Below are 19,183 nucleotides of genomic sequence, written 5' to 3'. Positions count from 1 at the left end.
ACTCGGAGAAACAAAAATTATCTCATACAGGTTTATAACTTGTGAATTGGCGATGTTTATTTGCTTAAATATTTTTTGTGTTTGAAATAAGACAACACTGCCAATACTGAAATAATGGCTACCGAATAATACACAAACGAAGGCGTAACTACTTTATCACCACTGGCATAAGAGTGTAAACCTGTCAAGTAAAAGTTCACTCCGAAATACGTCATAAGTATTGAATAGAAGGCAAAAACGGCCATTACATTGTAAACCCATTTCCCACGCAAAGCCGGAACAAAACGAGCGTGAATTACAAAAGCGTAAATCATAATGCTGATTAAAGCCCAAGTTTCTTTCGGATCCCAGCCCCAATATCTTCCCCAACTTTCGTTAGCCCATTGACCGCCTAAAAAGTTTCCGATGGTTAACATCACCAAACCAATAGTTAGCGCCATTTCGTTGATATAAGTGATTTCTTTAATGTTGAGGTCCATTTTCGCTTTGTTTTTGTCGTTCACAAACAACATTAAAATAAGGGAAACGATACCCAAAACCATCGCTAAAGTAAATGGACCGTAACTCGCCACAATCACTGCTACGTGTATCATTAACCAATACGAATTTAACACCGGCTGTAAGTTGGCAATGGCAGGATCCATCCAATTCCAATGCGCAATCATCAAAATCATAGACGCCACAAAAGTGCCTGAAGCTACGGTTAACTTTGATTTAACATCGAAAGCTAAAGTAAAGAACATTGTCGCCCAAGCTACGTAAATCATACTCTCATAAGCATCACTCCAAGGCGCGTGACCGGAAATATACCAGCGTGCTATCAGACCTAAGGTGTGAAAAACAAACAGTAATCCAATAAAAATATGGAAAATATTGATGGCAAAACGAAGTAACTTTTTGTCGAAGAATATGTTAACAATCACTAGAGTCAACATCAAGCAACCGGTTAACATGTACAACCAAAACAAGTTTTTGAAGACGTCGTATTTGTTGTATAAAATCTCGTAATCAATTTTATCATCGGTAGGTCTGACAGCTTTACCATATAGTTTTTGATAATCTTCGATACCAACTAAATAGGTATTGGCACGAGTATAATCTTTACTGTCAGAAGCTTTCAAGAGCGCATCTAAATACACCGGCAAAGCACTTTTGATAGTATCTAATGACGTTCCGGTAGCGTGATTGATTTCTAAAAACGAAACCCATTTGTTGTTCGGATCATTCGGTATTGGGAAGATTCTGAGGATTTTTCCGCTAAGTGCCGAATTCAACAAATTCACTTTTTTATCCGTTTCTATAAAATCTTTCTCAAACTGGTTGGGTGTAGCCGCTTTGTAGGCTTCGTCTAAATAAGGTGACAACTTATAATTCCCTCTTTCATCAAAAAACGAACGAAACGTAGCGTATTTGGCATCAGCCTCAATGCCAATAATCTTGCGAATACTGTCGTTGCCTTTTTTGATGTAAATCAAAGGTGTTTCAAACCAAACCGTTGGAAACTGCGTCATCGATAAAAACGCCTGATCCGAGTTCAAGCCTTTGTAGGTATCGCTTTTGCTGACTTTTCGCAACAATTCAGATGAAAACGTATTGATAGGCTTCATACGTCCGCCATCGTCCTGAATAATCAATCGGCCAAACTGAGCCGCGTGTTTTTCAGACACTTTGTATTTGTTGATGATGGAATCGATTTGATTTTGCGTTGGTAAGGCTTGTTGGTGCGAACCATGTTGAGCTACACCGTGTAGTGAAAACAGTAAAAAGAAAAGAGCAACTAGCTGAGATTTCTTCTTTTTCACGTTAGCTAACTTTTTCTTTAAGTCGGCAAAACGAGTATTTTTAGTAAATAATATCGCCATCATACAGAAATACAGCAAATAGTAACCAATGTAAGTAATGTTAGTTCCCCAAAAATCATGGTTAACCGAAAGTACTGTTCCTTTTTCGTCCGGATCAAATGAAGCTTGAAAAAAGCGGTATCCTTTGTGGTCTAAAATATGATTCATATAAATACGATGGTCATTCTTTTCATTGCCGTCGATTAGGGTAACCTGACTTTCAAAAGAGGAAAAACTCTTTTCCGTTCCAGGATATTTTTGAGCGATAAAATCGTTGAGTTTTAAACTGAAGGGCAACTCGTATACTTTAGAACCATAAGTAAAAGTAAACTCTAAATTGCCTAATTTAAAAGCTTTAGGTTCACCTTGTTTGCCTTTTGAGCCGATTAAAGTAATGGTTTCCTCTTTGCCTCCGGTTTTCACTTTAAGTACTAAAGCATCCTCGCCTTTCTTGGCTTTGAAATCGCCGCTTGATTGGTAAGATTTAATTCCTTTTTTAGGCAATTCGGGCAATACAAACTGACTGCCGCCCAAGTTGTATAAAGAACGGTACATTAAAGGTTGGGCCACATCTTTCACTACTTTACCTTGGAACTTATCGGCCATTCGCATAAACTGACCATCAAACGGCGCCGAAATAGTATTGTTTTTGGAATCGATATTAATAGCGCCCGGTGTTGGTTTGTCTAAGGCAAATAAAACATTGTGGATGTTTTGTACTTCGCCGGCTTTCAGCATATGTTCGTGGCGTGTGCCGTCACCGGATTCTACCAATTTCAGGTAAGTGTCGCCTTTCGGATCATCTTTGATAACTTCTTTGGCATCTAATATAAAATTCTGGTATTCAATCTCGAACGGAATATCGGCAAACTTTTCGTTGATGGCAAAATGATTATCCGTTACCGGAGAAAGCAAGAGCTGTTCTTCAAAAATTCTTCGCATCATTTTACCTTTGTAATCGCCGTCTACAAAAACAGTCAGGTAGCATTTTTCAGAAAAAACCTGGTTGGAAGTCGCGCCTTCTCTGATGGGCATCATTCCTTCGTAACTGATGTATCGCGTGATAAAAGCACCGGCTATGATAAAAATGAAAGACAAATGCAGCAATAAAGTAGCCCATTTTTCTTTTTTGTACAATTGGTATCGTTTGATGTTGCCGATGAAATTGATCATAAAAACCAACATGATGGCTTCAAACCACCATGCGTTGTAAATCATAATTCGGGCAGTATCTGTATTGTAATTGCTTTCAATAAAGGTTCCCGCAGCCATAGCCGCAGCAAACGCGATAAATAAGAAAGCCATTAAACGAGTGGAAGATAGAAAAGCGTATAGTTTTTTTTCCATGAGTTTGGAATTGTTTTTTTAAAAAAGCGATACAAAAATAGGGTAAATAAATAGATATATGATGGATAAAATTGGGGTTTTAATACATTTTTAAGACTTGTGGATTTCTTTGTTTCAAAATGCGGATTGTAACAGTTATTTTCAATAATTTTGCCCCATGGTACAAGTCTCTGTCATTGGTTCGGGAAATGTTGCACATCATTTACTGAAAGCTTTCGGTGCGTCTTCGGAAGTAGAAGTGGTTCAAGTATTTGCCCGAAAAAAAACATCCGTTGAAACAACGAATCCGAACGTCGAAGTGATTGAGGATTGGTCGTTGTTAAAAAATGTTGATGTTATAATCATTGCGGTATCTGATGATGCTATAGCCAACGTTTCCGAACACATTCCGCTAAACTGTCAGTTGGTGGTGCACACTTCCGGCAGCGTTGCTCTTAGCGCTTTGAACGACAAAAACCGTCGAGGCGTTTTTTATCCTTTGCAAACCTTTTCCAAAGCCAAAGCCATCGACTACCGCTCCGTTCCTATTTGTATAGAAGCAGAAACAGCGGATGATTTCCAAATTTTGGAAACTTTAGCAAAATCGATTTCAGAGTACACATATGCTGTCAACTCACAACAGCGACAAGCGTTACATGTTGCGGCGGTTTTTGTTTGTAATTTCACCAATCATTTGTACCAAATTGGCTCTGAGATTTGTATTGAAAATCATCTGCCGTTTGATATCCTAAAACCTTTGATTCAGGAAACGGCTCAAAAAATAGCAACACTTAGCCCTGAAGCTGCACAAACCGGTCCGGCCAAACGCAAAGACACCCAAACCATTAACAAACACTTAGCATTTTTGACCGCGGAAAACCAAAAAGAAATCTATAAATTGCTGACCAAATCTATAATCGACCATGGAAAAAAGTTATAAAGAAATCATGAATCAAATTACCACCTTCATATTTGATGTTGACGGTGTTTTAACCGATGGTTCGGTTCATGTGGCGCCTAATGGTGAAATGTTGAGAATTATGAATATTCGTGATGGTTTTGCCATGAAAGCAGCTATTGAAAGTGGCTATAATGTTTGCATCATATCGGGTGGCAACAACGAAGGCGTTCGCATCCGCTTGAAAAACTTAGGAATAACTGATATTCATTTGGCTTCACCGGATAAAGTGGCTACTTTCAATGAATATGTTGGGTCTTATAACATCAAGCCGGAGCAAGTTTTATATATGGGCGATGACATCCCGGATTATCACGTAATGCAGTTGGTAGGATTGCCCACTTGTCCGCAAGATGCCAGTCCGGAAATCAAAGCCATCTCCAAATACATTTCCCATAAAAACGGCGGAAAAGGCGCTGTTCGTGAAGTGATAGAACAAGTGATGAAAGTGCAAAACAAATGGCATTTGTACTACAACGGACAACACGATTAAACCTAACCTTTTTACAAACTTTAACCAGACTTATGAAATTCTTAAAACTTATTCGATACCAAAATTTACTACTCATTGCCTTAATGCAACTGGTTTTAAGATACGGTTTTTTACAATTTCAAAACATTCCGCTTACCTTATCTGATTGGCAATTCGGGCTATTGATTTTAGCTACTCTTTGTATAGCCGCAGGCGGGTATGTGATTAACGATATCATGGATCAAGAAACGGATGCCATCAACAAACCCGAAAAAGTTGTGGTAGGCAAAAGCATTACTGAGGAAGTGGCTTACAATTGGTATTTCGGATTCAATATCGTGGGAATGTTGTTGGGGTATTATTTGGCAGATTTTGTGAACAAAACCTCGTTCTTCGGTATTTTTATAATCAGTTCTGCACTATTGTATTTGTACGCTACCAGTTTAAAACAAATCGCCATAGTAGGCAACATTATAGTGGCTTTGGTTCTGGCGTTTTCAGTCATTGTTGTTGGTCTTTTTGATGTACTTCCTATGATGAATTATGCCGGTATGGAACTTTGGGCCAATATGAAAATTATCTTATCGATTATAACCGATTATGCCATTTTTGCTTTTGTCATTAACCTGATACGAGAATTAGTAAAAGATGCTCAAGACATTGAAGGCGATCAAACCGAGGACATCCGTACTTTACCGGTAATCATCGGTATCGCAAAAACCACCAAAGTTATTTTCGGTCTAGCGCTAATTGCAATAGGACTTTTAGCTTGGTATATCAACGACCATTTGATGAATAACCAACTCTATCCTGCTGTAATTTACAGTTTGGTTCTTGTGATTGGTCCTATGATTTTTTTCTTGGTTAAAATTTGGAATGCTAAAACCAAAGAAGATTTTGCTTTGTTAAGCAAAGTATTGAAATACGTTATTTTATTCGGAGTATTATCAGTCGTAGTCATTAATTACAACATCAAATTAAATGGGTAATCAATTTTGCACTCATAAAATCATTTTGGCTTCCGGTTCGCCCAGAAGGCAACAGTTTTTGAGAGACTTACAGTTCGATTTCGAAATCAGACTCAAGGAGGTAGCTGAAGTTTACCCTGATCATTTGCAAGGTGTAGAAATCACGAACTACTTAGCACAACTCAAAGCGAATGCGTTTGAAGGCACACTTGAAGACCAAGAAGTGTTACTAACCAGCGATACCATTGTTTGGTTTGAAAATAAAGCTTTGGGAAAACCTAAAGATTATGAAGATGCCTTTGCAATGCTGAAAGCCATGTCGGGTAAAACACATGAAGTTATTACTTCAGTTTGTTTTAAAACCAATCGGAAAACAGAAACCGTTTTTGAAGTCACCAAAGTCACTTTTAAAAACCTGTCAGACGAAGTAATTCATCATTATTTAGAAAATTACAAACCCTTCGACAAAGCCGGTGCTTACGGCATACAGGAATGGATTGGGTTAATCGGCATTGCCAAAATTGAAGGCTCTTACACTAATGTAGTCGGAATGCCAACCGATGTTGTTTTTGAATACTTAACCAACTTATAATTTTTGAATGATGCGTTTTTTTGAATTGTATACCAAAGAATTATTTGCGACCGGATTAGTCTTTCTAACGGTCATCTTGTTGCGCGTTATTGTTAGCAAAGCCGTTAAAAAGTATTCCAAATCGCATACCGGAATTGAGAAAAGAACCAACTTAGTCATTAAATACATTCATTTGTTGATTAACATTTTGGCAGTCATTTCTTTGATTGTAATTTGGGGTGTTCAAAAAAATGACATCATGATTACACTCTCCTCTATTGCTACTGTAGTCGGTGTAGCAATGTTTGCTCAGTGGTCGATTTTGAGCAACATCACTTCCGGAGTTATACTGTTTTTTTCTTTTCCGTTTAAAATTGGTGACGTGATTAAAGTACACGACAAGGATTTTCCATTTGAAGGTGAGATTATAGATATTAACGCCTTTCACACTGATTTAATTACCAAAGAAGGAGAACGTTTGGTTTATCCGAATAACCTACTACTCCAAAAAGGTATTTCTATTGTAAAACCTAGGTTCGAAGACCAAGAATTCACCGATTAGCTTCCCAAAACAGTAAGACTCTAAACTGTTAATTATTTGGTAAACTTTGTTTTCAGGATACAGCTTGACATTGTTTTTACGTTAGTTAATCAGACTAATAGTAATTTAATCCCAGTAATTATGAAAACAATGAAATTAGTACTGCTTAGCGCTTTGATAGGGTTAGCGTTGAAGACCCAAGCACAAGTATCGGTTAACATCAATGTTGGAACTCCACCGGTTTGGGCGCCTAATGCTCCGGCTGAAGTTCATTTTTATTATCTTCCTGATATTGAAGTTTATTATGATGTTCCGGCTAGAAACTACATTTATTTGAGCAACGGAAGATGGATTCGTTCCGCGTCTTTACCCGGAATTTACAGGGGTTATGACTTACGACGCGGAAGAACTGTTTATTTAACCGATTATCGTGGTGACCGACCTTACTCCTATTACAAAACACATAGGGTAAAATACAAAGGCAACGGAAAATGGAAAAAAGACCATTATTACAAAGGCAAATCTCACGGACACCGCGGTAAAGGTCACCGAAAAGAACACGATTAACATACAAAAGACTAAGTATTAAACTTAGTCTTTTGTTTTATAGAAAACGACCAATTAAATTTAAAAAAAAACTGTTTGACAGACATTTAAGTGCATTTCACCGATTAAATTTTCGTTTAATAGATAATTTTTTACTAAATTTGTATCATTATCATTTGATGATTGTTTTGTTAACCCCAAATTTACAAAATCATGAAGACACTTAAATCACTACTTAAGGTGATGGTGTTTCTTTTAGTTTCACAAACTTACGCACAAGAAACCCCACCAAAAAAAGAAAGTTTGCCTATCGATAAAAAAACGAATTGTTATATTCGATACTATTATTATCCGAATTTACAGGCCTATTTTGACAACTTAAATATGGTTTACTATTTTAAAGAAAGCGGTGAATGGATTACTGCTCCTGAATTGCCTGTAAATTATGGAGGTTACTCAATTTACAATAAAGTAAGAGTAGTAATTAATGATTTTGATGATGAAAGACCTTATGAATTATTGCCAATTCACAAAAAGAGATTTCCCTACAACTCAAAAGGAAGATTCAACACCAATACAACAGCTTCTGCTGATTAATGCTGAGTTTATTCATTTGTTAAAAACGAATTAAATAAAACATTGTGTTTTATATAATGTTTATATTTGAAGCTATTGCTATAACCATAAAAAATGCAAAAGCTTTACTTACTTCTTTTATCCTTTTTCATAGCGTTTTCCCAATCTGTTTGGGCCCAACAACCCGTAAAACCTAATTCAGTTGACATTTACCATCAAATCCAAAAACTTAATTTTTTAGGTTCGGTATTGTACATAGCGGCGCATCCGGATGACGAAAACACTCGCCTTATTTCTTATCTGTCCAACGATAAAAAAGCACGGACAGCTTACCTGTCATTAACTCGCGGCGATGGCGGACAAAATTTAATCGGACCGGATCTTAGAGAATTATTGGGGGTTATCAGAACTCAGGAACTCATTGAGGCTCGAAAAATTGATGGCGGAGAGCAGTTTTTCTCTCGGGCTAACGATTTTGGTTTTTCCAAAAATCCGACAGAAACCTTGCAAATATGGGACAAAAATCAGGTATTGAGTGATGTGGTTTGGGCTATTCGAAAATTCCAACCGGATATCATTATCAATCGTTTTGACCATCGTTCACCTGGAACCACACACGGTCATCACACCGCTTCGGCTATGTTGAGTATGGAAGCTTTCGATTTGGCTAGTGATGCCAATCAATTTCAAAATCAATTACAATACGTTTCCACTTGGCAACCTAAACGAGTTTTTTTTAATACTTCATGGTGGTTTTACGGTAGTCAAGAGAAGTTTAAAGTCGCAGATAAAACCAATTTAATCAATCTCAAAATCGGCACTTACTATGCTGCTTTGGGCAAGTCCAATCAGGAAATTGCAGCCTTGAGCAGAAGTCGTCACCAATCGCAAGGCTTCGGTTCCACCGGAACACGTGGTGAAGAAGACGAATATATCGAGTTTTTAAAAGGCGAAATGCCCAAAGACAAAACTAATTTGTTTGAAGGCATCGACACAACTTGGAATCGCATCAAAGGCGGGAAAGCCATTGGAGATATTTTATATGCCGTGGAAAAAAACTTCGATTTCAAGAATCCAGCAGCTAGCGTAGCCGAACTAGTCAAAGCTTACAGTTTGATTGAAACATTAGAAGACAAACATTGGAAGTTTGTTAAATTAGAAGAAATAAAGGAAATCATTGCCGCTTGCACCGGTTTATATCTTGAAGCTGTAACCGATGTACAGGAAATCACACCCGGTAGCACTTTAAAAGTCAAATGGGAAGCCATCAACCGAAGTGACATTGTTATGAATTTAAAGGGAATAGGTGCTGTTCCGGTTTACAAACATCAGGGCGAACAAAAAATCAGACCTTTACAAACCAACGTTTCATTAACCGAAACCATTACCTTAGATCTTCCGAATAATTTCGATTTGACCAATGCGTATTGGCTGAATCAAACCGGGACGAACGGTATGTACCGCGTTGACAACCAAGAAAATATTGGATTGCCCGATGTGATTCGTTATGCAAAAGTTGGTTTTTGGATCAATATTAATGATGTTACCATACCTTATGAACGCAATGTAGTTTACAAATTCAACGATGATGTAAAAGGCGAAGTCTACCAACCTCTGGACATCGTGCCGTTAGTTACATCTTCTGTAGCCGAGAAAGTCTACATTTTTAATAGCGACCGAAGTAAAACGGTTTCGGTAAAAATCAAAGCCGGAAAGGACAATATTAGTGGTAATGCCAAATTAGAAGTACCGCAAAATTGGAAGGTAACACCGACAGAAATACCGTTCACCATCGATAAAAAAGGACAAGAAACTGTGGCGGTTTTTACAGTCACGCCTTCTTCCGAAGCTTCTGAAATCAGTATCAAAAGTGTAATTACAATAGGCGACCGGGAATTTGACAAAGAGAAAATCGACATTAATTATTCTCACATATACAAGCAAATGGTTTTAAAAACGGCCGAAGCCAAAGCCATTCGCGTTAAAATCAAAACCAAAAACGAGAAAATCGCTTACCTCATGGGCGCCGGTGATGAAGTACCGAAAAGCTTAACGCAAATGGGCTACGAAGTTACCATTCTGAAACCGGAAGAAATCAGCGCCGAACGCTTACAGAATTTTGATGTAGTGATGACCGGAATCCGAGCCTACAATGTAGTTAACGCCTTGGCTTACAAACAAAGATTGTTGTTGGATTTTGTTCAAAACGGCAAAACAATGATTGTTCAATACAACACTATGGACGAGTTGGTTACCAAAGACATGTCTCCTTTCCCACTCAAAATTTCCCGCGATCGTGTAACCGAAGAAAATGCAGAAGTCCGATTCTTAGCACCCAATCATCCTGTACTGAATTATCCGAATAAAATAACTGCTGACGATTTTAAAGGTTGGAAACAAGAGCAAGGATTATATTATCCAAGTGAGTGGGATGCCAACTTCACTCCTATTCTTTCCGCCAACGACCAAGGTGAAAAACCAAAAAACGGAGCGTTATTGGTAGCCAAATACGGGAAAGGAAATTATGTTTACACCGGTTTAAGTTTCTTCAGAGAATTACCCGAAGGTGTTCCCGGTGCTTTCAGATTACTAGCCAACATTATAGCTTTAGGAAAATAATATGGAAACAGAAAACAAAGACCGTTGGAAAAACAGTTACACTTGGGTTTTAGTGGCAAACGGCATCTACATTTTAATCTTCTTTTTACTAATGCAATTGTTTTATTAAGATGCAAAAACTCGACTGGATTGTTTTATCGGTAACCTTGCTTTTTATTGTTATTTACGGCGTATACAAAACCAAGGGCAGTAAAAATGTAGAAGATTATATTTTAGGCAACAAACAAACGCCTTGGTGGACGGTTGGTTTGTCGGTTATGGCTACGCAAGCCAGCGCGATTACCTTCCTTTCTACACCCGGCCAAGCGTATCATGACGGAATGGGTTTTGTGCAATTCTATTTCGGTTTACCGATTGCCATGGTGGTGATATCGATGACGTTTATCCCGATTTACCATCGCTTAAAAGTCTTCACCGCTTATGAATACCTCGAACAGCGATTCGACTTAAAAACACGTTCCTTCACAGCCATACTTTTCTTAATTCAAAGAGGTTTAGGAACCGGGTTGACCATTTATGCTCCTTCGATTATTTTATCGTCTATCTTGGGTTGGAATCTGACTTTGCTCAATATCATTATCGGGATTTTGGTAATCATTTACACCTTTGCCGGCGGGACTAAAGCAGTGAACGTTACCCAAAAACAGCAAATGTTTATCATCATGAGCGGTATGTTTATCACGTTTTTTCTGATACTGCATTTGTTGCCTAACGACATGACTTTTTCAAACGCCATGCACATTGCCGGGGCGAACGACAAAATGAACATACTCGACTTTTCCGTCGATCCTGAAAACCGCTATACGTTTTGGAGTGGCATTACCGGTGGTTTCTTTTTGATGCTGTCATACTTCGGAACCGATCAATCACAGGTAGGACGTTATTTGTCCGGAAAATCAGATCGCGAAAGTCAGATGGGATTAATCATGAACGGTTTTTTGAAAGTACCGATGCAGTTTTTCATCTTACTAACCGGCGTAATGGTTTTTGTGTTTTTTCAGTTCAATCCGGTACCGTTACATTTTAATCCAATAAACAAAGATGCCGTTGAAAAGTCAATTTACGCCGAAGAATACAATTCGTTAGAAAAACAATTAGCACAACTTTCCGAAGAAAAGAAAGAGTTTAATTTGTTATACATAGATCACCTCAATCAAAATTATGACAATCCGATTTTGAGAAACAAATTGATTTCGCTTTCTGCCAAGGAAAAAGATTTGCACGAACAAGCCAAAGAAATTATTGCGAAAGTTGACAGTAAGGCCGAAACCAACGATAAAGATTATGTCTTCATATATTTTATCTTAAACTATCTGCCTTCCGGATTGATTGGCTTGTTGTTGGCGGTAATTCTGTCAGCCGCGATGTCGTCTTCCGCTTCAGGGTTAACGGCTTTGGCATCCACTACGGCGATTGACATTTACAAACGAAATATCAAAACCGAAAAATCGGAGAAACACTTTGTCAATGCGACCAAATACTTCACCTTGCTTTGGGGTGTAATTGCTATTTTGTTTGCTTGTGTCGGCACCTTGTTTGAAAACCTTATTCAGTTGGTTAACATTGTCGGTTCCATTTTCTACGGTACGGTATTAGGCGTTTTCTTGGTTGGTTTCTACATCAAATATGTCAAAGCCAATGCAATTTTTTACGGCGCTGTAATCAGTCAGACTACCATATTTTTCATTTACTATTATGCGATTCATATTTATCCTACCGGACAGGAAAAACTGGGATATTTATGGCTTAACTTTATTGGTGCGTCATTAACCATAGTACTCTCATTAATGTTGCAAACTTTAAGTCGTAGCAAACAAAAAATAACTGCATAAAAAAACCACGAATTCTATTGGATTCGTGGTTAATCTTTTAGTTTGGTATCGATTATTTCTTACCCCATTCTTTAATACTGTCGTTATTCATCTTAACATAATCAGCATTATTAGCTTTCTCCGCACCGGCTAATGATAATTTAGCGGTTTCGATAGCGCCTGATTTGTTACCCATTTTAGCTTGGATTAACGATTTTAAACGCAAATGCCAAAAAGGAATATCATCCGGTTTAGCCATAGATACTGCTTTATTCACATACTCTAAAGCTTTGTTTAAATCGCCTTCTGATTGGTATAAATACTGAGCTGATGAAAAATAGTCGCCAGCTGTTGGACCGGCTAATACTTTAGTAATACTGGCCATAGCGGCTTTTTGCGTTGGCACTTCAAACTTAACGGAAACCATTGTTTTTTCCCATGAAATATCTAAAGTTGCACTGTCATTGGTTAAATTATTGATGGCTATGGTAAAAGTTTCTACGTTGTTACCCAAAGCAATCGGATCTACATTAGTTCGTAAAGCGACTTTGTTTTCATCCCATTTTTCAGGAGTTCCCCAATTGTCTGTATCGGTATAGAAAACCACTTCCCACATGTCAGCTTTTGGTGTTGTGAAAATAGCATATTTCCCTTTTTTCAAAGTATTGCCTTTAATCACAACATCTTCACTAAAACTAACTATTGAATTCTGATTAGCACCAGTTCTCCAAAGACGACCAAATGGTACTAAATCTCCAAAAACAGGTCTTCCTTTAGCGCTTGGTCTGGAATATTCTACCGTAACATCAGTCAAACCAACTACTTGGTTTAAAGTAGATTTAGGACTTGGTTGCGGCGTTTTCACTTGGGCTTCAATCGTAAAATTGGCTATCAATACAGCCAATGCTAAAATAATTTTTCTCATGATGTTTTATTTAGTTTGTTCAAATTTACAAATTGTGTGAGTTTCAAATGTTAATTAAAACTTAAATGAAATTATTTTTGTTTAACTTTTATCTTTTATCTTTAAACAATTTGTATTTTTACACCAAAGTTACATCAACATGAAAATTTATACCTTACATACCAAACAAAACTTGCCCATTTCTTTAGACGAAGCTTGGGCATTTTTATCCGACCCAAAAAATCTAAAAACCATTACGCCGGATTATATGGGATTCAAAACCTTATCAGGTGATGACAGACCCATGTTTCCGGGTCAAATAATTCAATATATAGTTACACCGGTTTTGGGTATTCCAATGAAATGGGTAACCGAAATTACACATGTAGTGGACAAAAAATATTTTGTTGATGAACAACGATTCGGTCCATACGCACTATGGCATCACAAGCACTTTTTGAAAGAAATTCCGGGTGGTGTAGAGATGGAAGATATTGTGGATTACAAAGTACCGATGGGCTTTATCGGACAATTGTTACATCCGTTTTTGGTAAAACCCAAGTTAAAGGAAATCTTCGATTACCGTCATAAAAAATTAGTTGAACTATTTGGAGAATACAAAACGCAATAAGATGAAAAATATTTTACTCATAGGTGGTTCTTACGGAATCGGTTTAGCGATTGCTAAAGAATTGCAATACGAAAACAAAGTGTTCGTCGCTTCAAGAACTAACGAAGCGATAAGCGATATGAATGTTACTCACATTCCTTTTGATGCAGCAACTGATGTTCTTGATACTGCAGTTTTACCTGAAGTCATTGACGGATTTGTATATTGTCCGGGCAGTATCAATTTACGCCCGTTTCGCGGATTAAAACCGGAAGCTTTTGAAAGCGATTTGCAAATTAATTTTATAAGTATGATCAAAGTGCTTCAAAGTGTATTGCCTAATTTATCAGCGGCGAACCAATCGAGTGTTGTCTTATTTAGTTCAGTGGCAGCCGGAATAGGAATGCCTTTTCACACTAGTGTTGCCGCGGCCAAAGGAGCTATTGAAGGTTTTGCCAAAGCTTTAGCAGCCGAGTACGCTCCGAAAATCAGAGTGAATGTCATAGCACCTTCGTTAACGGATACGCCATTGGCTGAAAAATTCCTAAGTAACGAAGAAAAAAAAGAAAAATCGGCCCAACGCCATCCGTTAAAAAGAGTTGGCACTGCCAAAGACATGGCCAAAACCGCCAAATTTTTACTTAGCGAAGACAGTTCATGGATTTCCGGACAAATCTTCCATGTTGATGGCGGTATGTCGACTTTGTTGGTAAATAATTAAAGTTTAACAAGATTAAGCTAATGAATATATTCTGGTTCAGACGTGACTTGCGATTAGAGGATAACGCCGGACTCTTTCACGCTTTACAAAGCGATCAGGAAGTGTTGCCTATTTTTATTTTTGATCAAAACATACTTTCGCAATTGCCTAAAAACGATGCGAGAGTAACATTCATACATGATCAACTATCGAAAATACAAAGTCAACTTCAAAAAATCGGCAAATCATTAGCGGTTTTTTACGGCGATCCGTTCGAAGTTTACAACAGGATATTGTCTGAAAACAGTATAAAAAAGGTTTATACCAACCACGATTACGAACCTTATGCCAGGAAGCGCGATTTAGAATTGTATCAACTTTTCAAAGAATACAATATCGAATTCAAAACCAGCAAAGACCAGGTTATTTTTGAGAAAAGCGAAGTCGTAAAAGACGATGGAACACCTTATGTAGTGTATACACCTTACTCTAATAAGTGGAAGGAAAATTTCAAAAAAATAAGCTTAACCCATTACAATTCTGAAGCTTATTTACAAAAAATAGCACTTCACTCCTATCCGTTTTTAAGTTTGGATGAGATTGGTTTTGAGCCATCAAGTATTGCGGTCACTCCTTTTGATGTTTCCGAATCGCTTATCGATAACTACGAAGCTACGCGCAACTTTCCGGCAATGAATAAGACATCTTATCTTGGAATTTATTTGCGCTTCGGAGCTGTATCGGTGCGTCAAATGGTCGCCAAAGCATTGCAAAGCAAAAATGAAACTTTTTTGAAAGAACTGATTTGGCGTGAATTTTTCATGCAAATTCTGTGGCATTTTCCACATACAGTCAATAAAAGTTTCAAACCGAAATACGATGAAATTCACTGGGATAATAATGAATCCTTATTCCAACAATGGTGTGAAGGCAAAACCGGTTATCCATTCGTAGATGCCGGCATGCGTGAACTCAACGCTACCGGTCACATGCACAATCGTGTGCGAATGATTACTGCCAGCTTTTTGTGCAAACATTTACTTATTGATTGGCGCTGGGGCGAAGCTTACTTTGCTCAAAAACTATTGGATTACGAACAAGCCAGCAACGTAGGCAATTGGCAGTGGGCAGCCGGCAGTGGTGTTGATGCCGCGCCATACTTCAGAATTTTCAATCCGACGGAACAAATTAAAAAGTTTGATAAAGATTTGCTTTACATCAAGAAATGGATACCGGAACTGAATAGTTTATCCTATCCACAACCTGTAGTTGACCATAAAACAGCCCGAGAAAAATGTTTGATTGTTTATAAACAAGCTGTCGGCTAATGAATATAGTTTGGTTCAAAAGAGATTTACGCTTGCACGATAACGAAGCGCTGTACCGTGCCTTAGAGGCGCCGGGGAAAGCTCTTTTACTTTATATTTTGGAACCCTCATTGCAAAACGATTCGCATTACAGTCAGCGGCATTTTGATTTTATCAAACAATCTTTAGAAGAATTACAAGCCGAACTGTTGCCTTATCATACCCAAATACTTATAGTAGAAGAAGAAGCCGAAACCGTGTTCAAAAAATTAATTGAATCATTTTCTGTTCGCGGTGTTTATTCTCATCAGGAAACCGGTCTTAAAGTTACTTATGATCGAGACTTGGCTGTAGCCGAGATATTGAAAGAACATGGTATTCCTTGGCATGAATTTATAACAAACGGCGTAATTCGCGGATTGCAAAATCGCAAACACTGGAAAGAAGATTGGTACGATTTTATGGAGAAACCTTGTTTTCCGTTCAAAGCCGATAGCCGAAGTTTTATCAAATATCGCGAATTAGAAGCCATAGAAAATTACTTTACCATACCGAGTTTAAAAACAGACAAAAACTCACCTTTTCAAAAAGGAGGTACTAAAACCGGCTGGCGTTATTTGACCTCGTTTTTAGAAGAACGCGTTGAAAACTACAGTCGACACATCTCCAAACCCGAAGCAGCTCGCAAAGGTTGCAGTCGACTTTCACCTTACATAGCTTGGGGGAATTTATCGGTACGACAAGTATACCAAGCTGCCGGTTTAAAAGCCAAAAGCGGTAAAAACAAACGTCAAATTGCCAATTTTGCTTCTCGTTTACGATGGCAAGCTCATTTTATTCAGAAGTTTGAAATGGAATGTGAAATGGAGTTTGTGGCGGTGAACAAAGGCTACCGAAACTTAAAGCAATTCGTTCGTGAAGATTGGCATGTGGCTTGGGCTATGGGTAAAACCGGAGTACCAATTGTAGATGCTTGTATGCGTTGCCTCAATACAACCGGTTATTTAAACTTTCGTATGCGCGCTTTGGTAGTTTCGTTTTACACCCATCATTTGTTTCAACCTTGGCAAAATTGCAGTCCACACCTTGCCCAACAGTTCCTAGATTTTGAACCCGGCATTCATTATCCGCAAATTCAAATGCAAGCCGGCGTAACGGGAATCAATACTTTACGTGTTTACAATCCGGTAAAAAATGCTGTAGAACACGATCCGGAAGGTGAATTTATCAAAAAATGGGTTCCTGAATTGGCTCACTTGCCTACTCCATTTGTCCATGAACCCTGGAAGTTAACACCCATTGAGCAAGTTTTTCATGAGTTCATACCGGGTAAAAACTATCCGTTACCGATTGTTAACTTAGAAGAAGCCAGAAAGAAATCATCCGATTTTTTTTGGGGTATGCGAAAAGAAGCCTCTGTAAAGTCAGACAGTAAAAGGGTTTTAACCAAACATACTTTGCCTGATAGAGAATAAAGTTAACTAACTGGTTGTAATCGATTTAATACTGTCGTAACTCAGCTCGTTAAAGTGTTTTATTACTTTATCGGCTTTAGAATAATCTTGCATTTTGGAGTGAAAACTGTCGTAACCGATACAGTAAATTCCGGCTGCTTTGGCTGCTAATATTCCGTTAGTACTGTCTTCAATCACTATGCAATTTTCCACAGGTGTTTGCGCTAAAAAAGCTGCGTGTTGGAATATGGCCGGATGGGGTTTCGACTTCGGAAAATCTTCTCCGGAAACAATATGGGAAAAATATTGATGCAATCCGAATCGATTGAAAATCCTGTTGATGGTTACGGTAGCCGATGAGGAAGCCAGAACCAACTGCATTCCATTGGCATATAACTCTTTTATTAAATCCTCAACGCCTTCCAACAAGTACAAATCTTCCTTTTGATCAAAAGCTGCGTTAAATAATTCGCGCTTGGTTTCAACTAAAGTAGTTACCTCTTCTTGCAGATTGAATGCTACTTTCAAACGCTCAAAAATATTTTTAGTCGAATTACCCGTGAACGAAGCATACATTTCGGGGCTAACCTCAATATTTAGCTTTTTAAAATGTTGGTTATAGGCATAATGATGTACCGGTTCGGTATCTACAATTACGCCATCCATGTCGAAAATTACAGTATGTATCATGATAAGGTTCTGAGGAGCTGAGATAATCGGGTTAAGAGTTTTTAGACAATTGGATTAAAAAATAAAATAGTGGACCGAAAATCATTGCAAACAGTAAGAGCAAAAACCATCTTCCCAACACATCCGGCCAAGCTAGAGCGATTTGTACTGTTTTGTAATCCAATGTAAAAAAGACAAATAAGACAAACACTTTTAATACCCTAATCATTCTGGTCATGATTCGGTATTGTACTTCAGCATTAGCTTCGGTAATGGTTACCGTATAATTCATTTTGTGTGGAAACCGACTAAAAACAGTCAACATCACATATAAAACTGTTGACACTATAGGCAATCCTAAAATAGCTTCTTTGGAACCAAAGCCATCGGGTTTACCGCCACCGCCAAAATGGGTTGGAATGACTTCAGGAAGTAACCCATAATAATTAATGGTAAAAATCCAAAAGCCAATCAACACCAACAATCCTAACACTTCAACACTTCGGTCGAAAGGCGTCAAGGAAAGTTTTAGAATCGGTCGGTCTGAGGTTGCCATTTAATTTTCTTTTTTAAGCAAATATTTCACCACGGTTTCAGCAGCATGCAATCCAAACAAACAAGGCATCCAACTGTTGGTTCCGTAAAACGATTTTTTGAAGTTGGTTCCATCCGTCATTTTTACACTGCTTTCATCAGGTCTTTCATAAGAATAAACAACTTTCACGCCGCTCGAAATGCCTTCTTTTTTAAGACGTTTTCGCACCACTTTCGCCAGCGGACAATAATCGGTTTTACGGATATCGGTCACTTTTACCTTAGAAGCTTCATATTTGCCACCGGCGCCCATATTACTGATGACTTTTACGCCTTTTCTTTTGGCCGCCATGATTAAATTCAATTTCGGCGTTACGCTATCGATACAATCCAATACGTAATCAAAATCGGCGGTAACTATTTCGTTGGCTCTTTCGGGAGAGAGAAATTCTTGTACGGGAGTTAAATTCAACTCGGGATTAATATCCATCAAACGCGCAGCCATCAAACTCACTTTGGGCAATCCCACCGTAGAATGCAAAGCGGGTAATTGTCGGTTAATGTTCGTAATATCAACTACATCGCCATCTACTATGGTCATGTTTCCTACACCGGCTCTGGCCAAAAACTCAGCTGCAAACGAGCCAACGCCACCCAATCCAACTACCAAAACATTCGCTTTTTTTAAACGATTTAATCCTTCTTCTTTAAATAATAGTTCAGCTCTTTCCTGCCACTTTGCCATTGTAATGCGAATTAATGAAATACGATTTTAA

The 19,183-nt window shown here is 38.1% G+C and carries 18 protein-coding genes; 13 read left to right on the top strand and 5 right to left on the bottom strand.

Going from position 1 to position 19,183, the window contains the following annotated elements:
• Positions 1–56 precede the first annotated feature (56 nt).
• Complete coding sequence (ccsA, locus tag SK086_RS07090) at positions 57–3,188, bottom strand: cytochrome c biogenesis protein (RefSeq protein ID WP_324690649.1); 3,132 nt, start codon at positions 3,186–3,188, stop codon at positions 57–59.
• A 157-nt stretch (positions 3,189–3,345) separates the two neighbouring features.
• Here ccsA and SK086_RS07085 point away from each other — a divergent pair, with 157 nt between their 5' ends.
• The 9 genes from SK086_RS07085 to SK086_RS07045 all read left to right on the top strand — a co-directional run bounded on the left by SK086_RS07085 (position 3,346) and on the right by SK086_RS07045 (position 12,250).
• Positions 3,346–4,107 carry a Rossmann-like and DUF2520 domain-containing protein gene (locus SK086_RS07085; protein ID WP_324690648.1) on the top strand — a complete coding sequence of 254 codons (762 nt, stop codon included), beginning with the start codon at positions 3,346–3,348 and terminating at the stop codon, positions 4,105–4,107.
• Entirely contained in the window at positions 4,091–4,618 is a 528-nt protein-coding gene (locus SK086_RS07080) for a KdsC family phosphatase (protein ID WP_290871888.1), read from the top strand. The genes SK086_RS07085 and SK086_RS07080 overlap by 17 nt, the downstream gene beginning before the upstream one ends.
• A gap of 32 nt (positions 4,619–4,650) precedes the next feature.
• The gene (locus SK086_RS07075) at positions 4,651–5,586 is read left to right on the top strand and encodes a geranylgeranylglycerol-phosphate geranylgeranyltransferase (protein WP_324690647.1); all 936 of its coding nucleotides are present in this window, start codon (positions 4,651–4,653) and stop codon (positions 5,584–5,586) included.
• Entirely contained in the window at positions 5,579–6,157 is a 579-nt protein-coding gene (locus tag SK086_RS07070) for a Maf-like protein (RefSeq protein WP_290871883.1), read from the top strand. The genes SK086_RS07075 and SK086_RS07070 overlap by 8 nt, the downstream gene beginning before the upstream one ends.
• A gap of 7 nt (positions 6,158–6,164) precedes the next feature.
• Entirely contained in the window at positions 6,165–6,698 is a 534-nt protein-coding gene (locus SK086_RS07065) for a mechanosensitive ion channel domain-containing protein (RefSeq protein WP_324690646.1), read from the top strand.
• A gap of 129 nt (positions 6,699–6,827) precedes the next feature.
• Positions 6,828–7,244 carry a hypothetical protein gene (locus SK086_RS07060; RefSeq protein ID WP_324690645.1) on the top strand — a complete coding sequence of 139 codons (417 nt, stop codon included), beginning with the start codon at positions 6,828–6,830 and terminating at the stop codon, positions 7,242–7,244.
• Positions 7,245–7,436: 192 nt separating this feature from the next.
• Positions 7,437–7,820, top strand: a complete 384-nt coding sequence (locus tag SK086_RS07055; RefSeq protein ID WP_324690644.1) for a hypothetical protein — start codon at positions 7,437–7,439, stop codon at positions 7,818–7,820.
• Positions 7,821–7,913: 93 nt separating this feature from the next.
• Positions 7,914–10,418 carry a PIG-L family deacetylase gene (locus tag SK086_RS07050; protein ID WP_324690643.1) on the top strand — a complete coding sequence of 835 codons (2,505 nt, stop codon included), beginning with the start codon at positions 7,914–7,916 and terminating at the stop codon, positions 10,416–10,418.
• A gap of 110 nt (positions 10,419–10,528) precedes the next feature.
• On the top strand, positions 10,529–12,250 hold the full coding sequence (locus SK086_RS07045) for a sodium:solute symporter (protein WP_324690642.1): 1,722 nt from the start codon (positions 10,529–10,531) through the stop codon (positions 12,248–12,250).
• Between the two features lie 52 nt (positions 12,251–12,302).
• Here SK086_RS07045 and SK086_RS07040 read toward each other — a convergent pair whose 3' ends face one another.
• The gene (locus SK086_RS07040; RefSeq protein ID WP_324690641.1) at positions 12,303–13,154 is read right to left on the bottom strand and encodes a DUF2911 domain-containing protein; all 852 of its coding nucleotides are present in this window, start codon (positions 13,152–13,154) and stop codon (positions 12,303–12,305) included.
• A gap of 139 nt (positions 13,155–13,293) precedes the next feature.
• Here SK086_RS07040 and SK086_RS07035 point away from each other — a divergent pair, with 139 nt between their 5' ends.
• From SK086_RS07035 to SK086_RS07020, 4 genes are read left to right on the top strand one after another with little or no spacing between them, the layout of a single operon-like run.
• The gene (locus tag SK086_RS07035; RefSeq protein WP_324690639.1) at positions 13,294–13,764 is read left to right on the top strand and encodes an SRPBCC family protein; all 471 of its coding nucleotides are present in this window, start codon (positions 13,294–13,296) and stop codon (positions 13,762–13,764) included.
• 1 nt (position 13,765) lies between these two features.
• The gene (locus tag SK086_RS07030; RefSeq protein WP_324690638.1) at positions 13,766–14,464 is read left to right on the top strand and encodes an SDR family NAD(P)-dependent oxidoreductase; all 699 of its coding nucleotides are present in this window, start codon (positions 13,766–13,768) and stop codon (positions 14,462–14,464) included.
• A 20-nt stretch (positions 14,465–14,484) separates the two neighbouring features.
• Positions 14,485–15,771, top strand: a complete 1,287-nt coding sequence (locus SK086_RS07025) for a cryptochrome/photolyase family protein (protein WP_324690637.1) — start codon at positions 14,485–14,487, stop codon at positions 15,769–15,771.
• The gene (locus SK086_RS07020) at positions 15,771–17,225 is read left to right on the top strand and encodes a deoxyribodipyrimidine photo-lyase (protein WP_324690636.1); all 1,455 of its coding nucleotides are present in this window, start codon (positions 15,771–15,773) and stop codon (positions 17,223–17,225) included. Before SK086_RS07025 ends, SK086_RS07020 begins: the two co-directional genes overlap by 1 nt.
• 6 nt (positions 17,226–17,231) lie before the next feature.
• Here SK086_RS07020 and SK086_RS07015 read toward each other — a convergent pair whose 3' ends face one another.
• Genes SK086_RS07015 through SK086_RS07005 form a run of 3 tightly spaced genes read right to left on the bottom strand, consistent with a single transcriptional unit; the run spans position 17,232 to position 19,152 of the window.
• Positions 17,232–17,894 carry an HAD family hydrolase gene (locus SK086_RS07015; RefSeq protein ID WP_324690635.1) on the bottom strand — a complete coding sequence of 221 codons (663 nt, stop codon included), beginning with the start codon at positions 17,892–17,894 and terminating at the stop codon, positions 17,232–17,234.
• 31 nt (positions 17,895–17,925) lie between these two features.
• The gene (locus tag SK086_RS07010) at positions 17,926–18,429 is read right to left on the bottom strand and encodes a DUF1648 domain-containing protein (protein ID WP_324690634.1); all 504 of its coding nucleotides are present in this window, start codon (positions 18,427–18,429) and stop codon (positions 17,926–17,928) included.
• Positions 18,430–19,152: a tRNA threonylcarbamoyladenosine dehydratase gene (locus tag SK086_RS07005; RefSeq protein WP_324690633.1), complete on the bottom strand. Its 723-nt coding sequence runs from the start codon at positions 19,150–19,152 to the stop codon at positions 18,430–18,432. It abuts the gene before it with no gap.
• Between the last annotated feature and the right edge of the window lie 31 nt (positions 19,153–19,183).

The sequence above is a fragment of the Flavobacterium cheonhonense genome (assembly GCF_035671315.1).
In the GTDB taxonomy this organism is placed as follows: Bacteria; Bacteroidota; Bacteroidia; order Flavobacteriales; family Flavobacteriaceae; genus Flavobacterium; species Flavobacterium cheonhonense.
The sequence above is the reverse complement of the archived record's forward strand: the minus strand, read 5'-3'. Positions and strand labels throughout refer to the sequence as shown.